The 18,781-nt window shown below is 50.7% G+C and carries 20 protein-coding genes; 5 read left to right on the forward strand and 15 right to left on the reverse strand.

Annotated elements, in window-relative coordinates; translation table 11 throughout:
- Window positions 1-124 precede the first annotated feature (124 nt).
- From eda to rfaP, 4 genes are all read left to right on the forward strand, one after another.
- Window positions 125-754, forward strand: a complete 630-nt coding sequence (eda, locus tag ACT53G_RS01420; protein WP_194747147.1) for a bifunctional 4-hydroxy-2-oxoglutarate aldolase/2-dehydro-3-deoxy-phosphogluconate aldolase — start codon at window positions 125-127, stop codon at window positions 752-754.
- A gap of 78 nt (window positions 755-832) precedes the next feature.
- Window positions 833-1,519: an HAD family hydrolase gene (locus ACT53G_RS01425; protein WP_476168496.1), complete on the forward strand. Its 687-nt coding sequence runs from the start codon at window positions 833-835 to the stop codon at window positions 1,517-1,519.
- 33 nt (window positions 1,520-1,552) lie between these two features.
- Window positions 1,553-3,430 (forward strand): sulfatase-like hydrolase/transferase, encoded by a 1,878-nt coding sequence (locus ACT53G_RS01430; protein ID WP_476168497.1) that lies wholly within the window; start codon window positions 1,553-1,555, stop codon window positions 3,428-3,430.
- Window positions 3,427-4,251, forward strand: a complete 825-nt coding sequence (gene rfaP / locus ACT53G_RS01435; protein WP_476168498.1) for a lipopolysaccharide core heptose(I) kinase RfaP — start codon at window positions 3,427-3,429, stop codon at window positions 4,249-4,251. The genes ACT53G_RS01430 and rfaP overlap by 4 nt, the downstream gene beginning before the upstream one ends.
- A 29-nt stretch (window positions 4,252-4,280) precedes the next feature.
- Here rfaP and ACT53G_RS01440 read toward each other — a convergent pair whose 3' ends face one another.
- The 15 genes from ACT53G_RS01440 to hrcA all read right to left on the reverse strand — a co-directional run bounded on the left by ACT53G_RS01440 (window position 4,281) and on the right by hrcA (window position 17,794).
- Complete coding sequence (locus ACT53G_RS01440; RefSeq protein ID WP_194747143.1) at window positions 4,281-4,943, reverse strand: glycosyltransferase family protein; 663 nt, start codon at window positions 4,941-4,943, stop codon at window positions 4,281-4,283.
- An 8-nt stretch (window positions 4,944-4,951) separates the two neighbouring features.
- Window positions 4,952-5,902 carry a hypothetical protein gene (locus ACT53G_RS01445; RefSeq protein ID WP_476168499.1) on the reverse strand — a complete coding sequence of 317 codons (951 nt, stop codon included), beginning with the start codon at window positions 5,900-5,902 and terminating at the stop codon, window positions 4,952-4,954.
- A gap of 10 nt (window positions 5,903-5,912) precedes the next feature.
- On the reverse strand, window positions 5,913-7,043 hold the full coding sequence (locus ACT53G_RS01450) for a hypothetical protein (RefSeq protein WP_275356938.1): 1,131 nt from the start codon (window positions 7,041-7,043) through the stop codon (window positions 5,913-5,915).
- Between the two features lie 52 nt (window positions 7,044-7,095).
- Window positions 7,096-8,631 (reverse strand): hypothetical protein, encoded by a 1,536-nt coding sequence (locus ACT53G_RS01455; RefSeq protein WP_476168500.1) that lies wholly within the window; start codon window positions 8,629-8,631, stop codon window positions 7,096-7,098.
- A complete protein-coding gene (gene waaF / locus ACT53G_RS01460) occupies window positions 8,628-9,659 on the reverse strand; it encodes a lipopolysaccharide heptosyltransferase II (RefSeq protein WP_476168501.1) in 1,032 nt (343 codons plus the stop codon). The genes ACT53G_RS01455 and waaF overlap by 4 nt, the downstream gene beginning before the upstream one ends.
- The gene (hldE, locus tag ACT53G_RS01465) at window positions 9,656-11,113 is read right to left on the reverse strand and encodes a bifunctional D-glycero-beta-D-manno-heptose-7-phosphate kinase/D-glycero-beta-D-manno-heptose 1-phosphate adenylyltransferase HldE (RefSeq protein ID WP_476155194.1); all 1,458 of its coding nucleotides are present in this window, start codon (window positions 11,111-11,113) and stop codon (window positions 9,656-9,658) included. The genes waaF and hldE overlap by 4 nt, the downstream gene beginning before the upstream one ends.
- A 5-nt stretch (window positions 11,114-11,118) precedes the next feature.
- Window positions 11,119-11,679: an SIS domain-containing protein gene (locus tag ACT53G_RS01470; RefSeq protein ID WP_476155192.1), complete on the reverse strand. Its 561-nt coding sequence runs from the start codon at window positions 11,677-11,679 to the stop codon at window positions 11,119-11,121.
- Window positions 11,680-11,714: 35 nt separating this feature from the next.
- Window positions 11,715-12,704: an ADP-glyceromanno-heptose 6-epimerase gene (gene rfaD, locus ACT53G_RS01475; protein ID WP_476155190.1), complete on the reverse strand. Its 990-nt coding sequence runs from the start codon at window positions 12,702-12,704 to the stop codon at window positions 11,715-11,717.
- A gap of 217 nt (window positions 12,705-12,921) precedes the next feature.
- Complete coding sequence (locus tag ACT53G_RS01480; RefSeq protein ID WP_476168502.1) at window positions 12,922-13,188, reverse strand: Txe/YoeB family addiction module toxin; 267 nt, start codon at window positions 13,186-13,188, stop codon at window positions 12,922-12,924.
- Window positions 13,189-13,194: 6 nt separating this feature from the next.
- The gene (locus tag ACT53G_RS01485) at window positions 13,195-13,437 is read right to left on the reverse strand and encodes a type II toxin-antitoxin system Phd/YefM family antitoxin (protein ID WP_476168503.1); all 243 of its coding nucleotides are present in this window, start codon (window positions 13,435-13,437) and stop codon (window positions 13,195-13,197) included.
- A gap of 273 nt (window positions 13,438-13,710) precedes the next feature.
- Entirely contained in the window at window positions 13,711-14,412 is a 702-nt protein-coding gene (locus ACT53G_RS01490) for an AbiU2 domain-containing protein (RefSeq protein ID WP_476168504.1), read from the reverse strand.
- A gap of 53 nt (window positions 14,413-14,465) precedes the next feature.
- Window positions 14,466-15,572 (reverse strand): ferrochelatase, encoded by a 1,107-nt coding sequence (hemH, locus tag ACT53G_RS01495; protein ID WP_476168505.1) that lies wholly within the window; start codon window positions 15,570-15,572, stop codon window positions 14,466-14,468.
- Between the two features lie 134 nt (window positions 15,573-15,706).
- Complete coding sequence (locus ACT53G_RS01500) at window positions 15,707-15,940, reverse strand: glycine zipper 2TM domain-containing protein (RefSeq protein WP_275356932.1); 234 nt, start codon at window positions 15,938-15,940, stop codon at window positions 15,707-15,709.
- A 198-nt stretch (window positions 15,941-16,138) separates the two neighbouring features.
- Window positions 16,139-16,621, reverse strand: a complete 483-nt coding sequence (locus ACT53G_RS01505) for an FxDxF family PEP-CTERM protein (RefSeq protein WP_476168506.1) — start codon at window positions 16,619-16,621, stop codon at window positions 16,139-16,141.
- A 159-nt stretch (window positions 16,622-16,780) separates the two neighbouring features.
- Window positions 16,781-17,794: a heat-inducible transcriptional repressor HrcA gene (gene hrcA, locus ACT53G_RS01510; protein ID WP_476168507.1), complete on the reverse strand. Its 1,014-nt coding sequence runs from the start codon at window positions 17,792-17,794 to the stop codon at window positions 16,781-16,783.
- A gap of 102 nt (window positions 17,795-17,896) precedes the next feature.
- On the opposite strand from hrcA, the gene ACT53G_RS01515 reads away from it, so the two are divergent.
- Window positions 17,897-18,766: an NAD(+) kinase gene (locus ACT53G_RS01515; RefSeq protein WP_379077559.1), complete on the forward strand. Its 870-nt coding sequence runs from the start codon at window positions 17,897-17,899 to the stop codon at window positions 18,764-18,766.
- The last annotated feature ends 15 nt before the right edge of the window (window positions 18,767-18,781 follow it).

The raw sequence follows: 18,781 nt of genomic DNA on the forward strand, positions 1-18,781 counted from the left end.
GTTTGCTTGCCGTACTATTCGTACTGTCTACGCGCCTGCGCCTAGTCTTGCTTAGCAATCTTCATTTACATAAAGCAAACGATTAAAAAACAATTTTTTTATTTATTAGGTCAATATTCAAAACATGAGCACATTAGAGTTAGCAAATCATGGCCCGGTGATTCCGGTGATTGTCATTAACAAAGTGGAAGATGCGGTGCCAATGGCCGAAGCGTTGCTGGAAGGCGGCATTAAGGTGCTGGAAGTCACATTGCGTTCCCCGGTTGCCCTGCAAGCCATGGAAGAAATTGCCAAGCATGTGCCTGACGCGATCTTGGGTTCTGGGACCGTGCGTAACCTGAAAGATGCGAAAAACTCCAAGGATGTGGGTTGCCAGTTTGCGGTCAGCCCAGGCTACACCAGCGAGTTAGGTAAATATGCCCGTGAAATCGGCTTGCCACTGTTGCCAGGCGTGTCTACCGGCTCAGAAATCATGATGGCGAATGCCGATGATTACTACTTCCTGAAATTGTTCCCAGCGGTGGCGGTGGGTGGCATTAACCTGCTCAAAGGCTTTGCCGGCCCATTTGCTGATGTGAAATTCTGCCCCACGGGCGGTGTCAGCGTTGAAAGCGCTCCACAATTCCTGGCATTGCCTAACGTGGTTGTGTGCGGCGGCACCTGGTTGACGCCTGCCGATGCCGTGGCCAATAAGGACTGGGCACAGATCACCAAGCTGGCGAAAGAGGCTTCTGCGATCGTGGCGGCCAAATAAGTATAGCGTTAGACAAATCGTCTATAATGAAGGCTTGTAGTGATACAAGCCTTTTTTATTTGCCAAGCCCACTCCGTTATGTCCCAAAGACCAGACCTCTCCCTGTATAAAACCATTGTGCTCGATTGCGATGGCGTTGTCCTCAATAGCAACCAGACCAAAGTGGATGCCTATTACAACACCGCCAAGCGGATGGGGGGGACGGAGGCGCAGGCGCAGGCTTTTGTGGACTATCATATCCAGTTGGGCAGCATCCCGCGCAATGACAAAATTCGTTATTACATCACCGAGATTATCAAACAGCCTTTAACGCCTGAGCGGTTTCAGGCCTTTATGGATACGTTTACCGAGATTCTGGATGAAACCCTGATGCAGTGTGAGGTTGCGCCTGCACTGATGGATTTGAAAAAAGAAACCGCAAACGCCAAGTGGATGCTGCTGTCTGGCGGAGATCAAGCGGAATTGCGGCAAATTTTCCCGCGCCGTGGCCTGGATACGCTGTTTGAACTGGGCATTTATGGTGGACCGACTAAAAAGAATGAGCACCTGGCCAGCATGATTGCCGATGGGACCATCCAGTTCCCGGCCTTGTTTATTGGCGATAGCCGCTTTGATCATCAGGCTTCGACTGGCGCCGGGCTGGATTTCATTTTTGTGGCTGACTGGACCGATATGCCGGATTGGCAAGCCTACTGCCAGACGCATGGGGTGACCGTTTGTCATCAGCTTGAATTGTCGCCTGTAACGGCTTTCTGTGCGCCCTAACTGTCGCCTGACTGCTTAAAGATGAATGCCGCCATGAAGAAAATTTCACCACTCAAACTGTTTTTAGGCCTGACTACACTGCACATGCTAGCCACCTGCTGGGGGTTCTTCAGCATTGGTGCGCAAGCCACCACGGGCGCAGCCTTCTGGTTTCATGTCTGTGCCTGGTTGTTTTACAGTTTTGCCTATGCCGTCGTGATCTTGATCCCGGCCTGGCTGCAATCGCTGCTGGCGCGCACCATCAACCGCTACACTGCGCTATTGGCGCTCACGTTTTCCGTGATAGGCATTTTACTGGTCAGATCGGATTTAATGATTTATGACCTGTATAACTTTCATTTCAACGGCTTTATCTGGAATCTGGTTACCACCAAAGGCGGCCTGGCCTCGCTGGGGACCAGCGACGAGACCTATGTGGCGATCGGCGTATCGGTCGCGATTGTCATCCTGATTCAGCTGTTCGCCTGGTGGTTGAGTACGCGCATGCAGTCATTCAAGCCCGCGCTATTGCTGACACGGCCTTTGTATCTGGTTGTGCTGCTGGCCTTTGTCGCGCAAGCTGTCTTATATGGCATCAGTGATGTCAAAAATAACGGGGCGATTCTTGATTCGGCGACAGTCTATCCCTTCTATAAACGGATTACCTTCCGCAGTTGGGCAGAAAAAATGGGCGTGCAAACGGTGCGCCATAGCAGTAACCATCTCAATGTGGATACTTCCAGAATTCAGTATCCTTTATCGCCGGTGACGTTTAGCGCCGTCCAACAGCCGCCCAATATTGTCATTCTGGTGGCAGAGTCTCTGCGCTGGGATCGTTTAACGCCTGAGATCATGCCTCATGTCTGGCAATTTGCGCAGCAAGGCTTGTATTTTAAAAACCACTATTCCAGTGGCAACGGTACGCGTGAAGGCCTGTTCGGCATGTTTTATGGACTATATGGCTCTTACTGGTCCAGCTTTTTACATGCACAACAACCGCCTTTGCTCATGCAGCGGGTGCAGGCCTTGAACTACCAACTCGACCTGCGTACCAGCGCACTGTTTTCTTATCCCGAATTTAATAAAACCTTATTCGCCAGCGTACCGCTTGCACAGCTGCACGAGGCGGAGGAGAAGTTAACCCCCTGGCAGCGTGACCAACAAAATGCCTCTGAGCAAATCGCCTTTTTGCGTACACGGGACAAGCAGCGGCCATTCATGAGCTTTTTCTTCTTTGAGTCTACGCATGCGCGTTATGACTTCCCAGAGCAAGCCGTGATTGCCTCCCCATATTTAAAGGATGTGAATTACTGGGGCATGAGCCGCGAGTCGCTCAAGCCCAAGATCGGCGAGTTCAAAAACCGCTATACCAATGCTGCCCATTGGGTCGATCAACAAATGGGGCGGGTGCTTGATGAACTGCGTGCGCAGGGCGCATTAGACAATACCATTGTCATCATCACTGGCGATCATGGAGAAGAGTTTCTGGAAAAGGGCTTCTGGGGACATAACTCGAGTTTTGTTGAGGAGCAGACACATACGCCTATGGTGGTGTGGATGCCGCAGCACTCGCATGCCGAGATTGAGCGCATGACCAGCCATCTGGATATTTCACCAACGTTATTACAGGCCCTGGGTGCGCCTGAAGATAGTAGCAGCTATTCGCTGGGCCTGTCGTTGCTGACCACGCAGTCACGCCCATTTGTTGTGGTCAGTGACTGGCACTCTATTGGCGTGCAAACAACGGATATGAAGTACCGTATTCCATATTTGCATCATGGCGTGGATCATTTTGTGCCGACCGGGCCGCACGATGAATCGTTATCTGCCAGCGCGCAAGACAGCCTCATGGCCAAATATCAACCATTGTTATTGCAGGCGATCCAGAATTGCAGCCGCTTTTTGGCCTTGCACAAAGACAAGGCGTCATGAGTACCACGGTGCAATTTAAAGCAGAAAATCCGCTGCCTGCAGAGATTCGGCAACGACCGGATGTGTTTGATTTTTTTATGCAGTTGCCAGGCAAAAGTTTCCGCAAGGTTGCCGAACGCGAGACCTTGCGGATTGCGCTGGCCGGCCAGCATTTTTTTATTAAACGGCATTTTGGTGTGGGGTGGGGCGAGTTGTTCAAAAACTGGCTCAGCTTTAAACGCCCGGTGGTGAATGCGCAGAATGAGGTGGCGGCCATCGCCGCCTTGCACCGCTTGCATATTCCCACCACGCCTTATGTGGGGCATGGCATCCAGGGCTGGCTGCCCGCCACTCAGCGCTCATTTGTGATCACCGAGGATTTGGGCGAGATTGTCACGCTGGAGGATTTGGCGCTACAGTGGAAAATCACACCGCCCACACTGCGGTTCAAGCGTGCGCTGATCCGCCGGGTGGCGGAGATTGCACGTCAGATGCATGCGTATCCGCTCTACCATCGTGACTTTTATATCTGCCATTTCTGCTTTAAAGCGGCTGAATTGACGCTGCTGCCGCCACGATTGCATGTGCTGGATTTGCATAGAGCAGAAATTCGTGCACAGCCTTCGCAACGTATGCAAATGAAAGATCTGGCTGCGCTGTATTTTTCAGCCATGGATGTTCAATTGACCCGCGGAGATCTGCTCACATTTCTTCGGCATTATGTTGGTGACGACCGTCAGTTACTGCGTGGGGAGTCGGCATTTTACCGTGCCATTGCGCAGCGTGCCGACAAGCTTTACGCCAAGTACCAGCGCAAACGCCGCGCTGGCGTAGCCATGTAAGCGCGGCGTGAGAGATTTGGCGGGGTGAATTAAATCGTACCGTGTAGCTTGGTGTAAATCATGCCTGCCAGCTCGAAGTCCTCATGGTAATCAATATCGACCACCATATGGTTGGTTTCAAACAAGTAGGGATTGACGCCAATATGGTAGTGAAAGCGGTTGACCGTCTCGCGTTTGAGAATAAACAGGCTCCACAACACCGAATATAACTTGGGCAGGTCTTGCGAGACCTTGTGCCAGTAACCAAACCCATAGTTGACCGGATTGCCTTTGCCATCCAGCAAATGCCCTTTGAACGGTTTGACAGCAACCAGCGAATCATAATCGTTGCGGACATCTTTCCAGACCGCCAAAGCTTCCTTGAACTGATTAAATAAGGGCGAGGTGACCTGAATCCACATAATGTCATCGTCACCAGGCAGCGGGTCGGTTAGCGCTTTGACCAGGTCAGGCTGATAAATTTTGTTGCCGGTCAGGGAGGCATCGCGCTGCATAAAGTGAAAGCCATACTTGTCACATAACGGTTTGACCAGTTCCACGCTTTCCGATGACACATAGACATTTTCTGGCGCTTCAAAGGTCAAGATTTGCTTGGCCTTGATGTCGAACAGCGAATCGTCCTGATAAAAAGGGCGAATATTTTTATGCGGAATACGCGTGGAGCAGGTTTGCAGCGGGATAATAATTTTCATAACTTAAATCATTTCTTGACGGATGCCGTCTCGGTAATTTGTTGCAAAGCCTCGGCAAACGACATTTTTGGAATAATCTCGGCAGGCAAGGCGCTCTGTAGCGACAGATTATATAGCTTAACCCCTGTTTTTTCACTGGCCAGACGCGCCAGCTCAAAGCAGCCGCGAATATGCGGTTCGTAATAGCGCAGAAAATCTGGTGAAGGATTGTGCTGGTCGGCATAAAAATGGGCTTTACCGGTGCCGCCCAAATCCATACCCAGAATATAAATCGCTTCATAGCCCAGGGCAAACGCCAGTTGTACTGCCCAGGTGGCTACCGTTTTCCCGGCAAACACGCCTTGTTCTAGATTGTGGCTAAAGCCAATTGAGCGGCAGAAGGGCAATAAATCCGGGGCCAGCAGAATCTCAGGCGATTGCGAAAATGCCTGCAAGTATTGCTCGGCACTGCCTCTGGCCACCCCATATTTGCGACTCACCGATTCAATCAGGTAGAGATTGCCTTGCTTCAGAAGTTCCGGCGCCCGCTCAGCAATAATACTCAGCCCTTCAAAGTTGAAGAAACAGCGCGCGCCCGAATGCACAGATTCGACGACACAATCCCACTGGCGCTCAAATACGCGGTGATCCACAATCACGCAGTCCGTCGGATGGAGCTTGGCCGCGCTAAATTTTTTAATCGCGCAATTGAGGCTGATGGTCGGATATGAGGCGATTTGCTGCAGATCAATCTCGGCCAGCGAAGGGCCGGAAGCGACGATCCAGCATGGTCCCCGTTGTTGTTGGCTCAGCGTATGCGCAAAAGGGATGGTGGCTATTGGCTGCTTTTTCCAGAGGACGGTGCAGCTGTGCTCCCCGCGCTGCAGGTCGAAGTCCGGGTGGCAGTTGTATTGATGCTTGAAGGCGTCACCCAATTGCCAGCGCCGGTAACCCATGCGCAATTTATCTACGAATCTCATGCGTGCGTAATCACTTCTGGTCCAGCCACTGCCTGAAGTTTGAAAACCCATGAATCAGGATGATGTACAAGGCGATCATGCTCAGCGAGAAGTTTCTGAACTCATCCTTGGTGGTGAAGTTCAGGAACAGCAGCAGGTTAGGAATAAAAATCCCCAATGTATACCGTTTGAGCATGTCATCCATTTGTTGCCAGCCAGCGCGTATCCAGTAGGCCAGCCATGGAAACAGCAAGACGTGCTGCAACGTGGGCGAGAACAATCCCAGTGTATAAAAATCACTCAATTTGAAGTAATTGACCGGATTGAGCCAGAATTTTGCGTTATCAAGCAAGTGAAAATGCAGCGCAGAATCCGTGTTCCCGGTATACGGTGCGATGATCCATTGCCGGATCAGGAAGCAGGCAATGAATTGCAGCGCAAAGTAAGCCACGCGCTTTTGCATGGGGTAGTCTTTGGCATGTAAAAAGAAAAATCCGAATGCGGCAACGAAGGCGGTTTCTTTGTTAAATGCCGTGAGCATGAGCAAGATGGACGCCAGAAACTTGCGGTCAGTCAGAAAGTAATAGGTGCTGACTGTGATACCAAGCAGTTCAAAGAAATCATAAAAATAGCCGCCACGCTTGAAAGTCAGCGGGTAGATCAGGCTAAACAGCACCACGGCGAGGATAGAGGCCGAGTAGTTGTCAGAAAAATGCAGAAAAATCTTGCGCAGGTAAATCAGCGTCAGCAGAAAACTGAGCAAAGTCAGGCCATACATCAGGTGGTAGTCCAGCGCCACGCGAGGCGTCCATTCCTCGGCAGGTACATCGTGAAAGAAATGGTTTTTCAGTTTGTCGGAAGAGATGATGCGTTCAAACAGCTTTTCCTGTTTCTTTTCGGGAATCTGCTGCACGGCCAGGTCAGCCAGACGCGGGACCGTTGAGCGGTAAACATAGGGCTGGTAAGCCGTGCCATCAATCACCCCTACTAGCGACGCATAGCGGGAGTCGTCGCGGAAACCCCATTTAATGAAAAAGCTGTTGCAGACGTTTGCGGTACATGCCACCAGAATCACCCAAAGAATGCTTAAGCGCAGCAAATGTTTGAACGGTGGTTGCCAGAGGTTAAGAATGGGAAATTTTTGGGTCAGCGAATGAATCATGAGGAGGCCTGAACGAATAGTGAATTATTTTTATGAATTTTAACGTATTGCATCAGGGTGTCACGGCCTGTTTGCTAAAAATCATGACTTTAGATTTACCGCGCCAACCGTAAAAGGTTTTGACCAGTTTGAAATTGGCTTCTTGCAAGGTTTGCACAGCGAGCTGTTCATAAGCCACATCCACCGCATCCTTGCTGATAGTGATCATATAGTAGTCATACTTCGAGATCGCATGCTGCTTGACCAGCTCGGGAAACAGTGTATGACCCAGTACTCTATCCTGATATGGTCGGTGGGCATAAAACCGCGCATTTTCGGTGTCATAAAACACCGGTTGCTGTTGTGGATTGATGGTCTGGATGTAGTCCACCGCCTGCCGATCAAGATCAGTCGGATTTCTATCCCATAAGGAGTAGGCGAGCATGGCAACCAGCAAGCAGGCAACCCCTCTGCTACTGAGCTTAGGCCAGCGGCTTTGCCATTCAGTCATGGCAAACGCGGCGAGGAAAATAAACACGATGCCACTGGCAATGACATAGCGGCTGGAGAGGACAAACACATTCAACAAGATCACCAGGCTGACGACAAAGCTGACGCTGAGTGTTGTCAGCCCCAGATGCCGGGCGAGTGCCGGTAAGCGCGACCACCAGCTCTGTTTGGGCCAGCAGATGGCAATCAATGCTGGCAGGCCGGCCGTTTTTAATGTTTTGCTGATGGCAATCAGGATCAAGGTCACCCAGAGGCTGAACAAGCCGTATTCATCCAGATCTTCACCTAATACCTGCTGGTTGATAATGGCGGCTTTTTGTTGAATAAAATCGATGCGTTCCCCAAACAGGCGCGTGACCTGAGTGACGATTTCTTGCAACCTGCCTAATTGATCCAGTCGCAATATGCCAGCGAATAAGGCGATGCCTAACATCAATGCTGTGAGCAGGCTCAGGCTATTGGCGCGCAGCCAAAGCTTGATTCGCCCTGAGGCGCTTAAGCCGGTATAGGCAAGCGCGCATAAGGGCAGGGCGAGCAAATAAACCGCCGCTTCGATCCGGAATAAGGTGGCGATGACCATGACGGCCTGAAAAGCCAGCAGGTCCTGCCAACGTTGCGTTTTAAGGCTGCGTAGCCAATATACCAGGCCCCAGGTATAAGCCGCCCAAAAGCCCTCGTCGCGCAGCAACATGCCTAGCACACTGCCGACCATATATTGCGTGGAGAACAGCAGGCCATGCCCCCAGTGCAGCGTGCGCAACTTGGCGCCCGCTTCTAGAAGCAATTGTTGAAAGCCCGCGACAAACAGCACAAAGCACACTATATTCAGGCCGATGGCCGCGCTGTGTATCTCCAGACCCGTACTGCGGTGTATCAGTGCGAGCAGGCTTGGGTAGAACGGCCACGAGAACAGGCGATACGCCTGCTGCCATTGCCCGGCAGCCAGAAGTCTGGCCTGTTCAAAATACAACAGTGAGTCGTTGTTTACCCAGCCGTGCTGGTTATACATAATTTTGCTGACGATCAGAAAGGCGGCCAGCAAATACAAGGTTAACCACTGGGCTTGCGTGATTTTTTGCAGGTAAGAAAAGCGTTTCATGACGCAAACTCCACGCGCGTGAGTGCGAGTGTGGGTAAGACTTGTTCAGGGGACAATTGTCGCAAACAATTCAAATGACCGAGCGGGCATACACGCTTGAAACACGGGCTACATGACAGCCCCAGATACTGGATCACTGCATCCGGGTGCATCGGTGGCGTATGTTTCGGGTCAGAGGAGCCATAAATCGCTACCAATGGCTTATCCAGTGCGGCAGCCACATGCATCAGCCCCGAGTCGTTACTGACCACGCGTTGGCACAACGACATCAGGTCAATCGCATCCCCCAGGCTGGTTTTGCCCGCCAGGTCCAGGCATCGCTGTTGCGAGAGGTGTTGGATGGAGGCCGTCACTGGGGCATCTTTATCGGAACCAAACAGCATCACTTGCCAGCCTGCATCTAGCGCATGATTGGCGACTTGCGCGTAATACTCGGCTGGCCAGCGTTTCGCTTCGCCATATTCGGCCCCTGGGCAGAGACCCAGCATCGGTTTGGAGGCATTGAGCTTGAAAGCGTGCAGTAATCGGTCTGCATTGGCTGCATCCGCGACCAATGCAGGTTGTGGCAAGGCGCTAGGGAGCACAGTTTGCGGGCTTAAACCCAGCGTCACAAAGCGCTCGACGGTTTTTTTGAGACGGGTTTTATCCAGCGGGCGCATGTCATTGACCAAGCCGTAACGCATCTCTCCTTTAAAACCGGTCCGTAATGGAATGCCGGCAGCCCAGGGCAAAATGGCTGATTTCAGACTGTTTGTGAGTAAGATGGCTTGTGTGTAGCCCTGAACCCTCAGGCCACGGCCAAAGCACCAGCGCGCGCCTAAAGATAATTGCCCGTGTTTGAAGGGCAGGGCGATGGCTTGGGTGATTTCGGGCATGCGCGCCAGCAATGGCAGTGTCCACGAAGGTGCGGCTACATCAATCTGGCAAGCGGGACGGTCCGACTTGAGTTGCTTGAACAAGCTTTGCGCCAGAACCATGTCGCCTACCCACGACGGGCCGATGACCAGAATCTTGTCAGCACTACTCATGCATGCATTTTTTTAATCAGATTGGTGGTGCTTCGGCCTTCCACCAAGTCAATCAATGCAATTTCACCGCCCCAAGAGAGCACCTCTTTGCCGCCGACCACTTGGGCTGCGGTGTAGTCGCTGCCCTTGGCAATAACATCAGGTTGAACTGCCATGATCAGGTTCAAAGGCGTGTCTTCATCAAACAAAATGACCGCGTCCACAGACTCCAGGGCGGCCAGCACGCGCGCACGATCATTTTCATTCACCACGGGTCGGGTCGGGCCTTTGAGCGCAGATACTGAACGATCGGTGTTGAGTCCCAGCACCAGTTTGTCGCCCCGCTTTTTGGCCGCTTCAAGGTAAGTGACATGGCCTGCATGCAATAAATCAAAGCAGCCATTGGTAAAAACGATTTTTTGGCCTTGCTGTTTCCATCGGCTGACCTTTTGCTTGAGCTCTTCCAGTGCGCAGATTTTGTGCGCCTGTTCATTGCCTTGTGCCGTCATCAGCGCATCAAGTAATTCTGCCTTGGTAATTGGCACGGTGCCGACTTTGCCGACCACCACGCCAGCGGCAATATTGGCCAATGACAAGCTATCCAGTGCCGACAGCCCGTGCATCAGCCCGGCAGCCAGGGTGGCAATCACGGTATCCCCTGCGCCTGAGACATCAAATACTTGCTTGGCGGTGGCGTTCAGATGGTGGATGCTGTCATCAATCAGCGTAATGCCTTCTTCGCCTCTGGTGACGGCTAGAAAATCCAGTTGCAAGCGTTGCTTGAGCGCCGTTGCTTTGGCGATTAGCGCCGGATCTTGCTGGCTGCTGTCGCAGGCTTCGGCGGTTTCTTTTTTATTCGGCGTGAGTGCAGTTGCCCCACGATATTTGCTGTAATCGCGGCCTTTAGGATCTACCAATACCGGTATCTGCCGTGCGCGGCAACGCTGGATCACCTGCTGACAGACGGTTTCGGTGAGCAAGCCTTTGGCGTAGTCTGACAAAATCACCAGGGCAGGCTGCGCTGCCAGTGCAGTGTCAATATTGGCGAGGATTTCAGCTTGTTCTCGCTCGTTCAAACTCTGGGTATCTTCCTGATCCAGACGGAGCATTTGCTGGTGTCCGCCCAGAATACGGGTTTTGGCAATGGTTGGACGATGCTGGCTGGTGAGCATGGCCTCGGTCGTAATCCCATGTGACTGCATGGCTTTGAGTAAGGTCTGGCCTTCACTATCATTGCCCATCAAGCCAATCATCTTGGTTGAGATACCCAATAATGCCAGGTTGGCTGCTACATTGGCGGCACCGCCTACGCGCTGTTGTTCGGATTTGATCAGCACAACCGGGACCGGTGCTTCAGGTGAAATGCGGTTGACCTCGCCGAGCAGGTAGCGGTCTAGCATCACGTCCCCAATCACCAGGGCATGGGCACCCTGTTCACCAAACTGCTGCACAACTTTACTGAATGCAGGATTCATCAGAATTAAGACTCCAGAATCTCGCACAAACTGTGGCCGATAAAGATGTGCGCCTCCTGGATGCGTGCAGTCACGCTGGATGGCACCACAATGTTGTGCTTGCACAGGGCATTTAACTTGCCACCTGTGCCGCCAGTCATGCCTATGGTGGTGGCCCCAATTTCATTGGCGGTTTGAATGGCGCGGACCACATTGGCGCTATTGCCACTGGTGGTGAGGCCGATCAGCACATCCTCCGGGCGGCAAAGGGCTTCTACCTGACGTGCGAATATATAGTCATAGCCATAATCGTTGCCTACTGAGGTCAGGATGGAGGTGTCTGTTGTCAGTGCAATCGAGGGCAGACCTTTGCGCTCTTTTTTAAAGCGGCCGACAATCTCTGCTGCAATATGCTGGCTATCTGCCGCACTGCCGCCATTACCGCACAGCAGAATCTTGCCCCCGCGCGCAATACAGTCACGCAGCAAGTTGCCGACATCGCTGATGAGTGGAAATAAGGGCTCCAGCGCCTGAAACATCGCCATATGGGCGGCGTGTTCACCTTTGAGGTATTCAATATGGTTCATATCGCTCACAATCTATCGCTCAATTGTTTGATGACTTATGCGTAAGGGTCGTCTTGCATCAAATAGTTTTGCACATAGTCTTTGACGCCTTCCTCCAGCGAGGTAAACGGCTTTTTATATCCCGCATCGCGCAGCTTCTTCATCTCCGCCTGGGTAAAGTACTGATATTTGCCCTGCAGGTCTTGCGGCATATCAATATACGTGATGTTGGGTTCACGGCCCATGCTGGTCATCACATTGGTTGCCAGGTCTTTAAAGCTGCGCGCCTGACCGGTGCCTATGTTGTAAATCGCGCTAGTAACCGGTTTGTTTTTTAATGCCGCTTCGAGGAAGAATCCCATCACATTCGCCACGTCTTTGACATAGACAAAGTCACGCAACTGCATGCCATCTTCTATGCCTTCTTTCGTGCCTTTAAACAGGCGCATGGTCCCTGTTTCGCTAAACTGGTTAAACGTGTGATACGCCACACTGGCCATGCGCTCTTTGTGATATTCATTCGGCCCGTAGACGTTAAAAAACTTGAATCCAGCCCATGCAGGCGGGGTAGGTTGCTTTTGTGCGACTTGCTGCAACACCCACTGGTCAAAAAAGTGTTTGGAGTAGCCATAGCCGTTTAATGGCCGCAAGTTCTCAATGCTGGCATCGTCATAGCCTTGCTCACCACCGCCATACGTGGCCGCAGAGCTGGCGTAGAAAAACGGCACCTCATACTCGGCACACCAGGACCACAAGTCCTGCGAATAATGCATGTTATCCGCCACCAGCTTGTTAAAGTCACGCTCGGTGGTCGCGCTGATCGCCCCCATATGAATCACTGCTGTGATCTCATCATTCTCTTCGAGAAACTCAAACAGCTGGTCTTTATCCAGGTATTCGGCATAGTGTCTGTGTACCAGGTTTTGCCACTGGTTTTCATGCGTGATACGGTCAACAATCACCAGGTCTTGCCGACCCAGTTTGTTGTTTAAATGCCAGGCCATGATAGAACCAATCATGCCTGCACCACCGGTGATAATGATCATAGGGGAACGATAAAAACGTTAAAACGCGATTATAACGCGTAATCGGTGAGGGCTGGCAGTGGAATGCACTTGTCGCAGAGTGCACATAGAGGCAGAGAAGGTTAACTACAAAATTATTTTTATTTTTAGGCTTTTTTAGAGGGGTTTGCTAGAAAACCTAAGTTGTGTTTGTTCCTGTATCACATACCAAAAAAACTGGAGCCAACAATAATAAACACTATTCGTAATGCGTCCACAATCGCAATATTTTTACCGTGTTTTGCTCGGCCAAGATTTGATATACCAACCGATGCTGAATATTGATTCTTCTGGAGTATGCGCCAGCCAGATCACCAACGAGTTTCTCAAAAGGCGGCGGGTTTTGCAGCGGATTGTCAGCGAGAATATTCAATAGCCCTTGCGCTTTGTCTTTTAAACCGGCTTGCGCAAGCTTAACGGCATCTTTCTGTGCCTGTTTGGTAAATACCAGTTGCCAGTTCGCCATACAGGCTTACCACTTAAGTTCAGTGGCACACTCTTCAACGGTCTCTTCCATCCCTTGTTTAATGGATTCGCGCATGCCAGGCACAGAAAGCAAATACAATGTTTCCTGAATCGCAGACCAATCTTCCGCAGAGATCAGTACCGCGTTATTGCGTTTGCCGGAAATAGTAATCGGCTCATGCGACTCGGCAGCCTGATCTAGTAAACGGTATAAATTGGCACGGGCATCGCTTGCGGAAAGTGTTTGCATGGCATAGGCTCCAAGAATTATTGGGATGATTGTACGTTAAAGCGTACGATTTTCAAGGGCTTGAATTAGAAAAAGTTATATCTGACTTTTACAACGCCATGCAGCTAGATTAATTTAAGGCGTACCTGATTGTGCAACGCAGGTTTCATACGGCGGGCTGTAATGAGTCCGCCCTACGCGGGCTGGCAGTGTAATCAATGGTTGGTAGATGTTTGGGAATTGAGATGAAAATTATTTCTAATAAAATTTAGCTTCATGGGGTATTTAATTACTTCAGAGACTTTCACGCATTAAATCCTCTGGTAAAGGCGCCCCCTCTCTAATACGCTTTCGTCTGGCTTCCTCAGCCTTCAGTCCTGCATTCAAATAATAAAGCATGGATAAAGAGTCGCTACTGGTAAGATCTTCTGAGAGGGCGAACATGGTTGTAGAGTCGAGATATATGGATGATATACAATTAAGTACTTCGCCAAGTGCTGCGAGTGCTTCATTAACGCTTAATCTGGATGCTGCTTTAAGTGGTTCAGTCGGTCGTTCCAGTGCTAATGAAAGATCTCGGTGAGCAATCCGCCTATTACGCCAGTCTCGGGCAAAATCTGTACGGAGCAGAGCTGTATTCATTAGCTCATTCACTTTCGCTCGCGTTTCTTCTCTATCAATTACTTCAGATAATCGACGGAAAGTTAAATTTGGTTTTCCTGCCGAGAAAGGCGAGTCTGTTATTCTAGCAATATGTATTAAAACGTCTTCCCAAAGTGAAGTTTGAACTGTGCCAAAAAAGTCTGATGCTACCCGATTAAGTAAATCAATTCTTTCGGGTTTTGTACCAAAAAGTGCCACATAGTCACCCCACTTACTATGTAACCAATTAAGTTGCTGCCAAAGGGCTGAATATAACTCTCCAAGTTCAAGGCCCATTTTAGGGATATTGTGTTCACGTATTTGTTCTGCAGTATTTATGTTGCTTTGTGACATGGGCAATATGAGCTGAAATGTCGAAGGTTTGGAGATAATCTTAAGTAATAATCCTAATTCTGTGCACCCATTAGCATCGCTAATTCTTTAGCTGTTTTCGCTTCAGCCTCTGCGTTCACTGAGTCAAACTCATTACTCACCCAACCCTGCAAATGCTCCAGCGCAATATCCCGCATCGCTTCAATCCAAACCGCTTCACTATTGAGTGAAGGAATATAGTGATAATCCCCACCGCCCACTGACTGAAACAAATGTTTACCTTCCATAGCGATCTCTTCCAGCGTTTCCAGGCAGTCGCTGCTAAAGCCGGGGCAGACGACGTCTATGCGTTTGAGCTGTTGTTTACCCAAGGCATCCAACGTGTTGGCAAGGTAGGGTTGTAGCCATTCCTGGCGGCCAAAGCGGGATTGGAAGGCGACTTGGTATTGCTCTTTGCTCAAGCCTAAGGCCTCTGCCAGCAAGCGCGCGGTTTTGTGGCATTCGCAGTGGTAGGGGTCGCCTTTCATCAGGTGGAATTTAGGCACGCCGTGAAAGCTCATGACCAGTTTCTCCGGCTGGCCGTGTTGTTGCCAGTGGGCTTTGATATGGCTGGCGAGTGCCTGAATGTACAGCGGATGATCGTGGTAGTGCTTGATGGTGCGGATGGCGGGCACGTTGCGCATTTTTAGCAGTACACGCCACACGGCATCCAGCGCGGCAGCAGTGCTGCTGGCTGCGTATTGCGGGTAGAGAGGGAATACTAAAATGCGGTCGCAGCCTTGTGCCTTGAGAGATTCAATGGCGCTTTTCATACTGGGGTTGCCATAGGTCATGCCGAGTTCGACGGCAAACGGGCTGTTGATGTGTTTAGCCAGACTCTGTTGCAATAAGGTTTTCTGTTGCTGGGCATAAACCATGAGCGGTGAACCTTGGTCTGTCCACACACTGGCATATTTTTCTGCCGATTTTTTCGGGCGAATCACCAGGATGATGCAATGCAGAATCCAGCACCAGATAAAGCGCGGGATTTCGACTACACGCCTGTCCATCAAAAACTGCTGCAGGTAAGGCCGCAAGGCTTTCGCCGTGGGGGCGTCAGGCGTGCCCAGGTTAGCTAACAGGATACCCACTTTTGGTTGACTGCCGTGGGTGTAAGCAGGTTCTGGCTGGTAGTAAGTCATGAGCGCATTTTAAGTGAAAAGTGCCCTTATGACTTACCTACTTTTGAAAAGTGCCGATGTTTGTTGTTGCGATAGGTATTCTGGTCGCAAATCATGCGGCTGATTTGCGACCAGAATCTTTGTTTAGATCAAGGTTATTTCTTATGAATCTGGTTACCAATCACGCCACCAACCGCCGCACCACCGACCGTTCCGATGGAGCTGCCACCAGTTAAGACTGCGCCTGCGACTGCGCCTACACCCGCGCCAATGGCAGTGTTTTTACCGCGTGTGCTCATAGAGCCACAGGCAGAAGTGCTCAGAGTCAGGACCAGCAGGGCAGTCCAAACCAGGGATTTCTGAAGTGAGACAGGGGATGGTTTTTTCATGATTTCCTCTCCAGGGATTAAACATGTGGCTATTTTAAGTAAGTGAGCAGAGCGCAGGCAGTCAATCCAAGCTGATTAGTGTGTCAGAGGAATCTGACGGGTGAATATTTCTTATAAAAGAAAATCAAATTGTTGCGTAGACAAAATAGCCCTTGCCAGAGCATAACGTTGCTCTAACAAGGGAGGGCTGAATCATGTTTAAGCTTGTCTTCTGCGTTTCAATCCTAAGAGGCCTAATCCCGCCAATATCAGCGCTGCGGACTCAGGTTCTGGGACTGCGTTCGCTAAGGTAATGGTCCCTGCGTAGCTGGCATTTGTACCTGTACTTTCTCCAACGACTTGCAGATAGTAGCTACCTTGTTGAATGCTATTTGTAAATCCAAAAGAAAGATTGGGGCCGGAATTGAATACCGTACCATTCATGACCAGATTTTTGTTTTCATCCAGTAAGTTAAATTCCTTGAACTGAAAGGTGGTTCCTGTACCAGAAATACTGGTGAGGACTTGTTGTAAGCCATCAGTGCTAAACGAAATATAGTCATTGAAACTTGTATTGCCACTAAAAACATTGCTGAAAACATAACCGCCACCAGCTCGGGTCGCATCGTAGGTTGCAGCATACGTGGGATTAATGATTAAAGTACTTAGGCACAGTGCAACTAATAAAGCGGATTTTTTCATAACAAACTCCTGAGTGATAAAAAAGAGCTTGTGTCGAGCGCTTTGCGCAACATAGACAAGCATGTAGATCAGGATTGTGAAAAAACAGCAGTAAAAGATTTATCCGCCCGTGGCTGATCTCGGTGTCGGAATTATTAGCCTGATATGGTCAGGCAGTATTTAGTTTGAGAGCGCGCTAGATAACAGCTTGGCCGTGATATCGACAATCGGGATAATCCGCTCATAGGCCATTCGGGTCGGGCCGATCACGCCCAGCGTCCCCACGACCTGACCATCGACTTCATAGGGCGCAGTGACCAGGCTGCATTCATCCAGTGCCAGATAGCCACTTTCGCCACCGATAAAGATTTGCACGCCATCGGCGCGTTGACTTTGATCAAGCAGTTGCATGAGCGCCGTGCGGCGTTCAAAAATCTCAAACAGTTTGCGTAAGCTGCCGACGTTGGTTGAGAGCTCATTCACTTCTAGCAGTTTGCGTTCGCCCGCAATCACCACCGCCTCTTTTTCTGAAGGCTCGGGTTGGCTGGCAGCATCCAGCGCAGCAGACATGAGGTGATTGATGTCTGCCTGCATTTGTTGCAGCTCCTGCTTGAGCTTGATCTGTACTTCTTCCAGCGTGAGCCCCTGACAGTGGCTGTTGACATAATTGCTGGCTGTGGTGAGCTCACTGGCGCTAAAGGCGCGCTCAGTCAGGACAATCCGGTTTTGTACCTGGCCGTCATCGGTCACCAGAATCACGAGTATTTTTTTGTCATTGATATGCAAAAACTCTAAGTGCTTGAGCACATTGCGGCTACGCTTGGGTGTCATGACCAAGCCTGCAAACTGGGTCAGTTGCGAGAGCATATCCGCCGCATTGTTAATGAGTGCTTGCGGGTCGGGCGAGGATAGTCCAGTTTTAAGCTGGGCGAGGGCGCGTTGATCAAGCGGCTGTACCGTCATCAGCGAGTCCACAAACAGGCGGTAGCCTTTTTTGGTGGGCACTCTGCCCGCAGAGGTATGTGGACTGGCAATAAACCCCAATTGTTCGAGGTCACTCATGACGTTACGTATTGTCGCAGGGCTGACATCCAGGCCGGAATGCTGGAGCAGGGTGCGGGAGCCTATGGGTTGCCCTTCACTGATGTAATGCTCTACCAAGGTTTTAAGCAAAATTTGCGCGCGTTTATCCACTTTAGACGATCTCATTAGAATGAGTTAGATTTTGCATCATTTGCGCCTGGGATAACAGCCCCTTTAGCTTTTCAGTTCAGGGCTTCTATGCTTTAATGCGGCATGCAATCTACATTCCGCTCAGTTGCCATTGTCGGCAAGTATATGGACACTGCTGCCTTGCAGCAAATGCAAAGTGATTTGACCCGCTTGGCACATCACTTGTTAGCCAAGGGGCTGCATGTCTGTGTGGAAGCCAATACCGCAGCCTATGTGGAACAAGAAGGTTTTGAGCAGGCCTCGCTGGAACAGATAGGCAGCAAAGCCGATTTGGTAATTGTCATGGGCGGCGATGGAACCATGCTGAGCGTCGGCCGTGCTTTGCGTGAAACCGGCGTGCCCTTGATTGGCATTAATCGCGGGCGACTCGGCTTTTTGACTGACTTGCAAACGGACCAGATGCTGGATGAGATTGACGAGATTTTACAGGGTCATTTTCAGCTTGAGTCACGCATGTTACTGCATTCAGTGGTGACCAGAGCGGGCAGCCAGGTTTTGCCTGTGGTTGCCTTAAACGATGTGGTGATTAAAAGCGCCTTTCGCCTGATTGAGCTTGAGGTGCATGTGGATGGTCAGTTTGTGTCTCGACAGCGTTCGGATGGCCTGATTTTGACCACGCCGACCGGGACAACCGCATATGGTTTATCTGCCGGCGGGCCGATTATGCATCCCGATCTGGAGGCGATTTCGATCGTGCCTATTAGTCCGCACACGCTCAGTTATCGGCCGATCACCGTGCCTGCGGACAGTGTGATTGAGGTGATTGTGGTCAGCGCGGCCGACGCTCAGATGAGTTATGATGGCCAAGGCCAATTCCCTTTGGCCGCCGGAGACCATGTGCGTATTGCGCGTGCTGAGCAGTCGATTCGGCTCGTGCACCCTCAAGACTACTGCTATTTTGATATGTTACGCAACAAACTCAACTGGGGCTAACGCGCCCGTTTAACC

This window comes from Methylophilus sp. DMC18 (assembly GCF_056314005.1).

What these genes read in the sequence shown, in the direction of transcription:
- rfaP (WP_476168498.1), top strand. Translation starts at nt 3,427, where the DNA reads ATGAGTACCACGGTGCAATTTAAAGCAGAAAATCCGCTGCCTGCAGAG.
- ACT53G_RS01480 (WP_476168502.1), bottom strand. Translation starts at nt 13,188, where the DNA reads ATGGCGAACTGGCAACTGGTATTTACCAAACAGGCACAGAAAGATGCC.
- ACT53G_RS01485 (WP_476168503.1), bottom strand. Translation starts at nt 13,437, where the DNA reads ATGCAAACACTTTCCGCAAGCGATGCCCGTGCCAATTTATACCGTTTA.
- ACT53G_RS01440 (WP_194747143.1), bottom strand. Translation starts at nt 4,943, where the DNA reads ATGAAAATTATTATCCCGCTGCAAACCTGCTCCACGCGTATTCCGCAT.
- ACT53G_RS01500 (WP_275356932.1), bottom strand. Translation starts at nt 15,940, where the DNA reads ATGAAAAAACCATCCCCTGTCTCACTTCAGAAATCCCTGGTTTGGACT.
- waaF (WP_476168501.1), bottom strand. Translation starts at nt 9,659, where the DNA reads ATGAGTAGTGCTGACAAGATTCTGGTCATCGGCCCGTCGTGGGTAGGC.
- ACT53G_RS01425 (WP_476168496.1), top strand. Translation starts at nt 833, where the DNA reads ATGTCCCAAAGACCAGACCTCTCCCTGTATAAAACCATTGTGCTCGAT.
- ACT53G_RS01515 (WP_379077559.1), top strand. Translation starts at nt 17,897, where the DNA reads ATGCAATCTACATTCCGCTCAGTTGCCATTGTCGGCAAGTATATGGAC.
- hldE (WP_476155194.1), bottom strand. Translation starts at nt 11,113, where the DNA reads ATGAATCCTGCATTCAGTAAAGTTGTGCAGCAGTTTGGTGAACAGGGT.
- ACT53G_RS01505 (WP_476168506.1), bottom strand. Translation starts at nt 16,621, where the DNA reads ATGAAAAAATCCGCTTTATTAGTTGCACTGTGCCTAAGTACTTTAATC.
- ACT53G_RS01430 (WP_476168497.1), top strand. Translation starts at nt 1,553, where the DNA reads ATGAAGAAAATTTCACCACTCAAACTGTTTTTAGGCCTGACTACACTG.
- eda (WP_194747147.1), top strand. Translation starts at nt 125, where the DNA reads ATGAGCACATTAGAGTTAGCAAATCATGGCCCGGTGATTCCGGTGATT.
- ACT53G_RS01445 (WP_476168499.1), bottom strand. Translation starts at nt 5,902, where the DNA reads ATGAGATTCGTAGATAAATTGCGCATGGGTTACCGGCGCTGGCAATTG.
- rfaD (WP_476155190.1), bottom strand. Translation starts at nt 12,704, where the DNA reads ATGATCATTATCACCGGTGGTGCAGGCATGATTGGTTCTATCATGGCC.
- ACT53G_RS01490 (WP_476168504.1), bottom strand. Translation starts at nt 14,412, where the DNA reads ATGTCACAAAGCAACATAAATACTGCAGAACAAATACGTGAACACAAT.
- ACT53G_RS01470 (WP_476155192.1), bottom strand. Translation starts at nt 11,679, where the DNA reads ATGAACCATATTGAATACCTCAAAGGTGAACACGCCGCCCATATGGCG.
- hemH (WP_476168505.1), bottom strand. Translation starts at nt 15,572, where the DNA reads ATGACTTACTACCAGCCAGAACCTGCTTACACCCACGGCAGTCAACCA.
- ACT53G_RS01455 (WP_476168500.1), bottom strand. Translation starts at nt 8,631, where the DNA reads ATGAAACGCTTTTCTTACCTGCAAAAAATCACGCAAGCCCAGTGGTTA.
- ACT53G_RS01450 (WP_275356938.1), bottom strand. Translation starts at nt 7,043, where the DNA reads ATGATTCATTCGCTGACCCAAAAATTTCCCATTCTTAACCTCTGGCAA.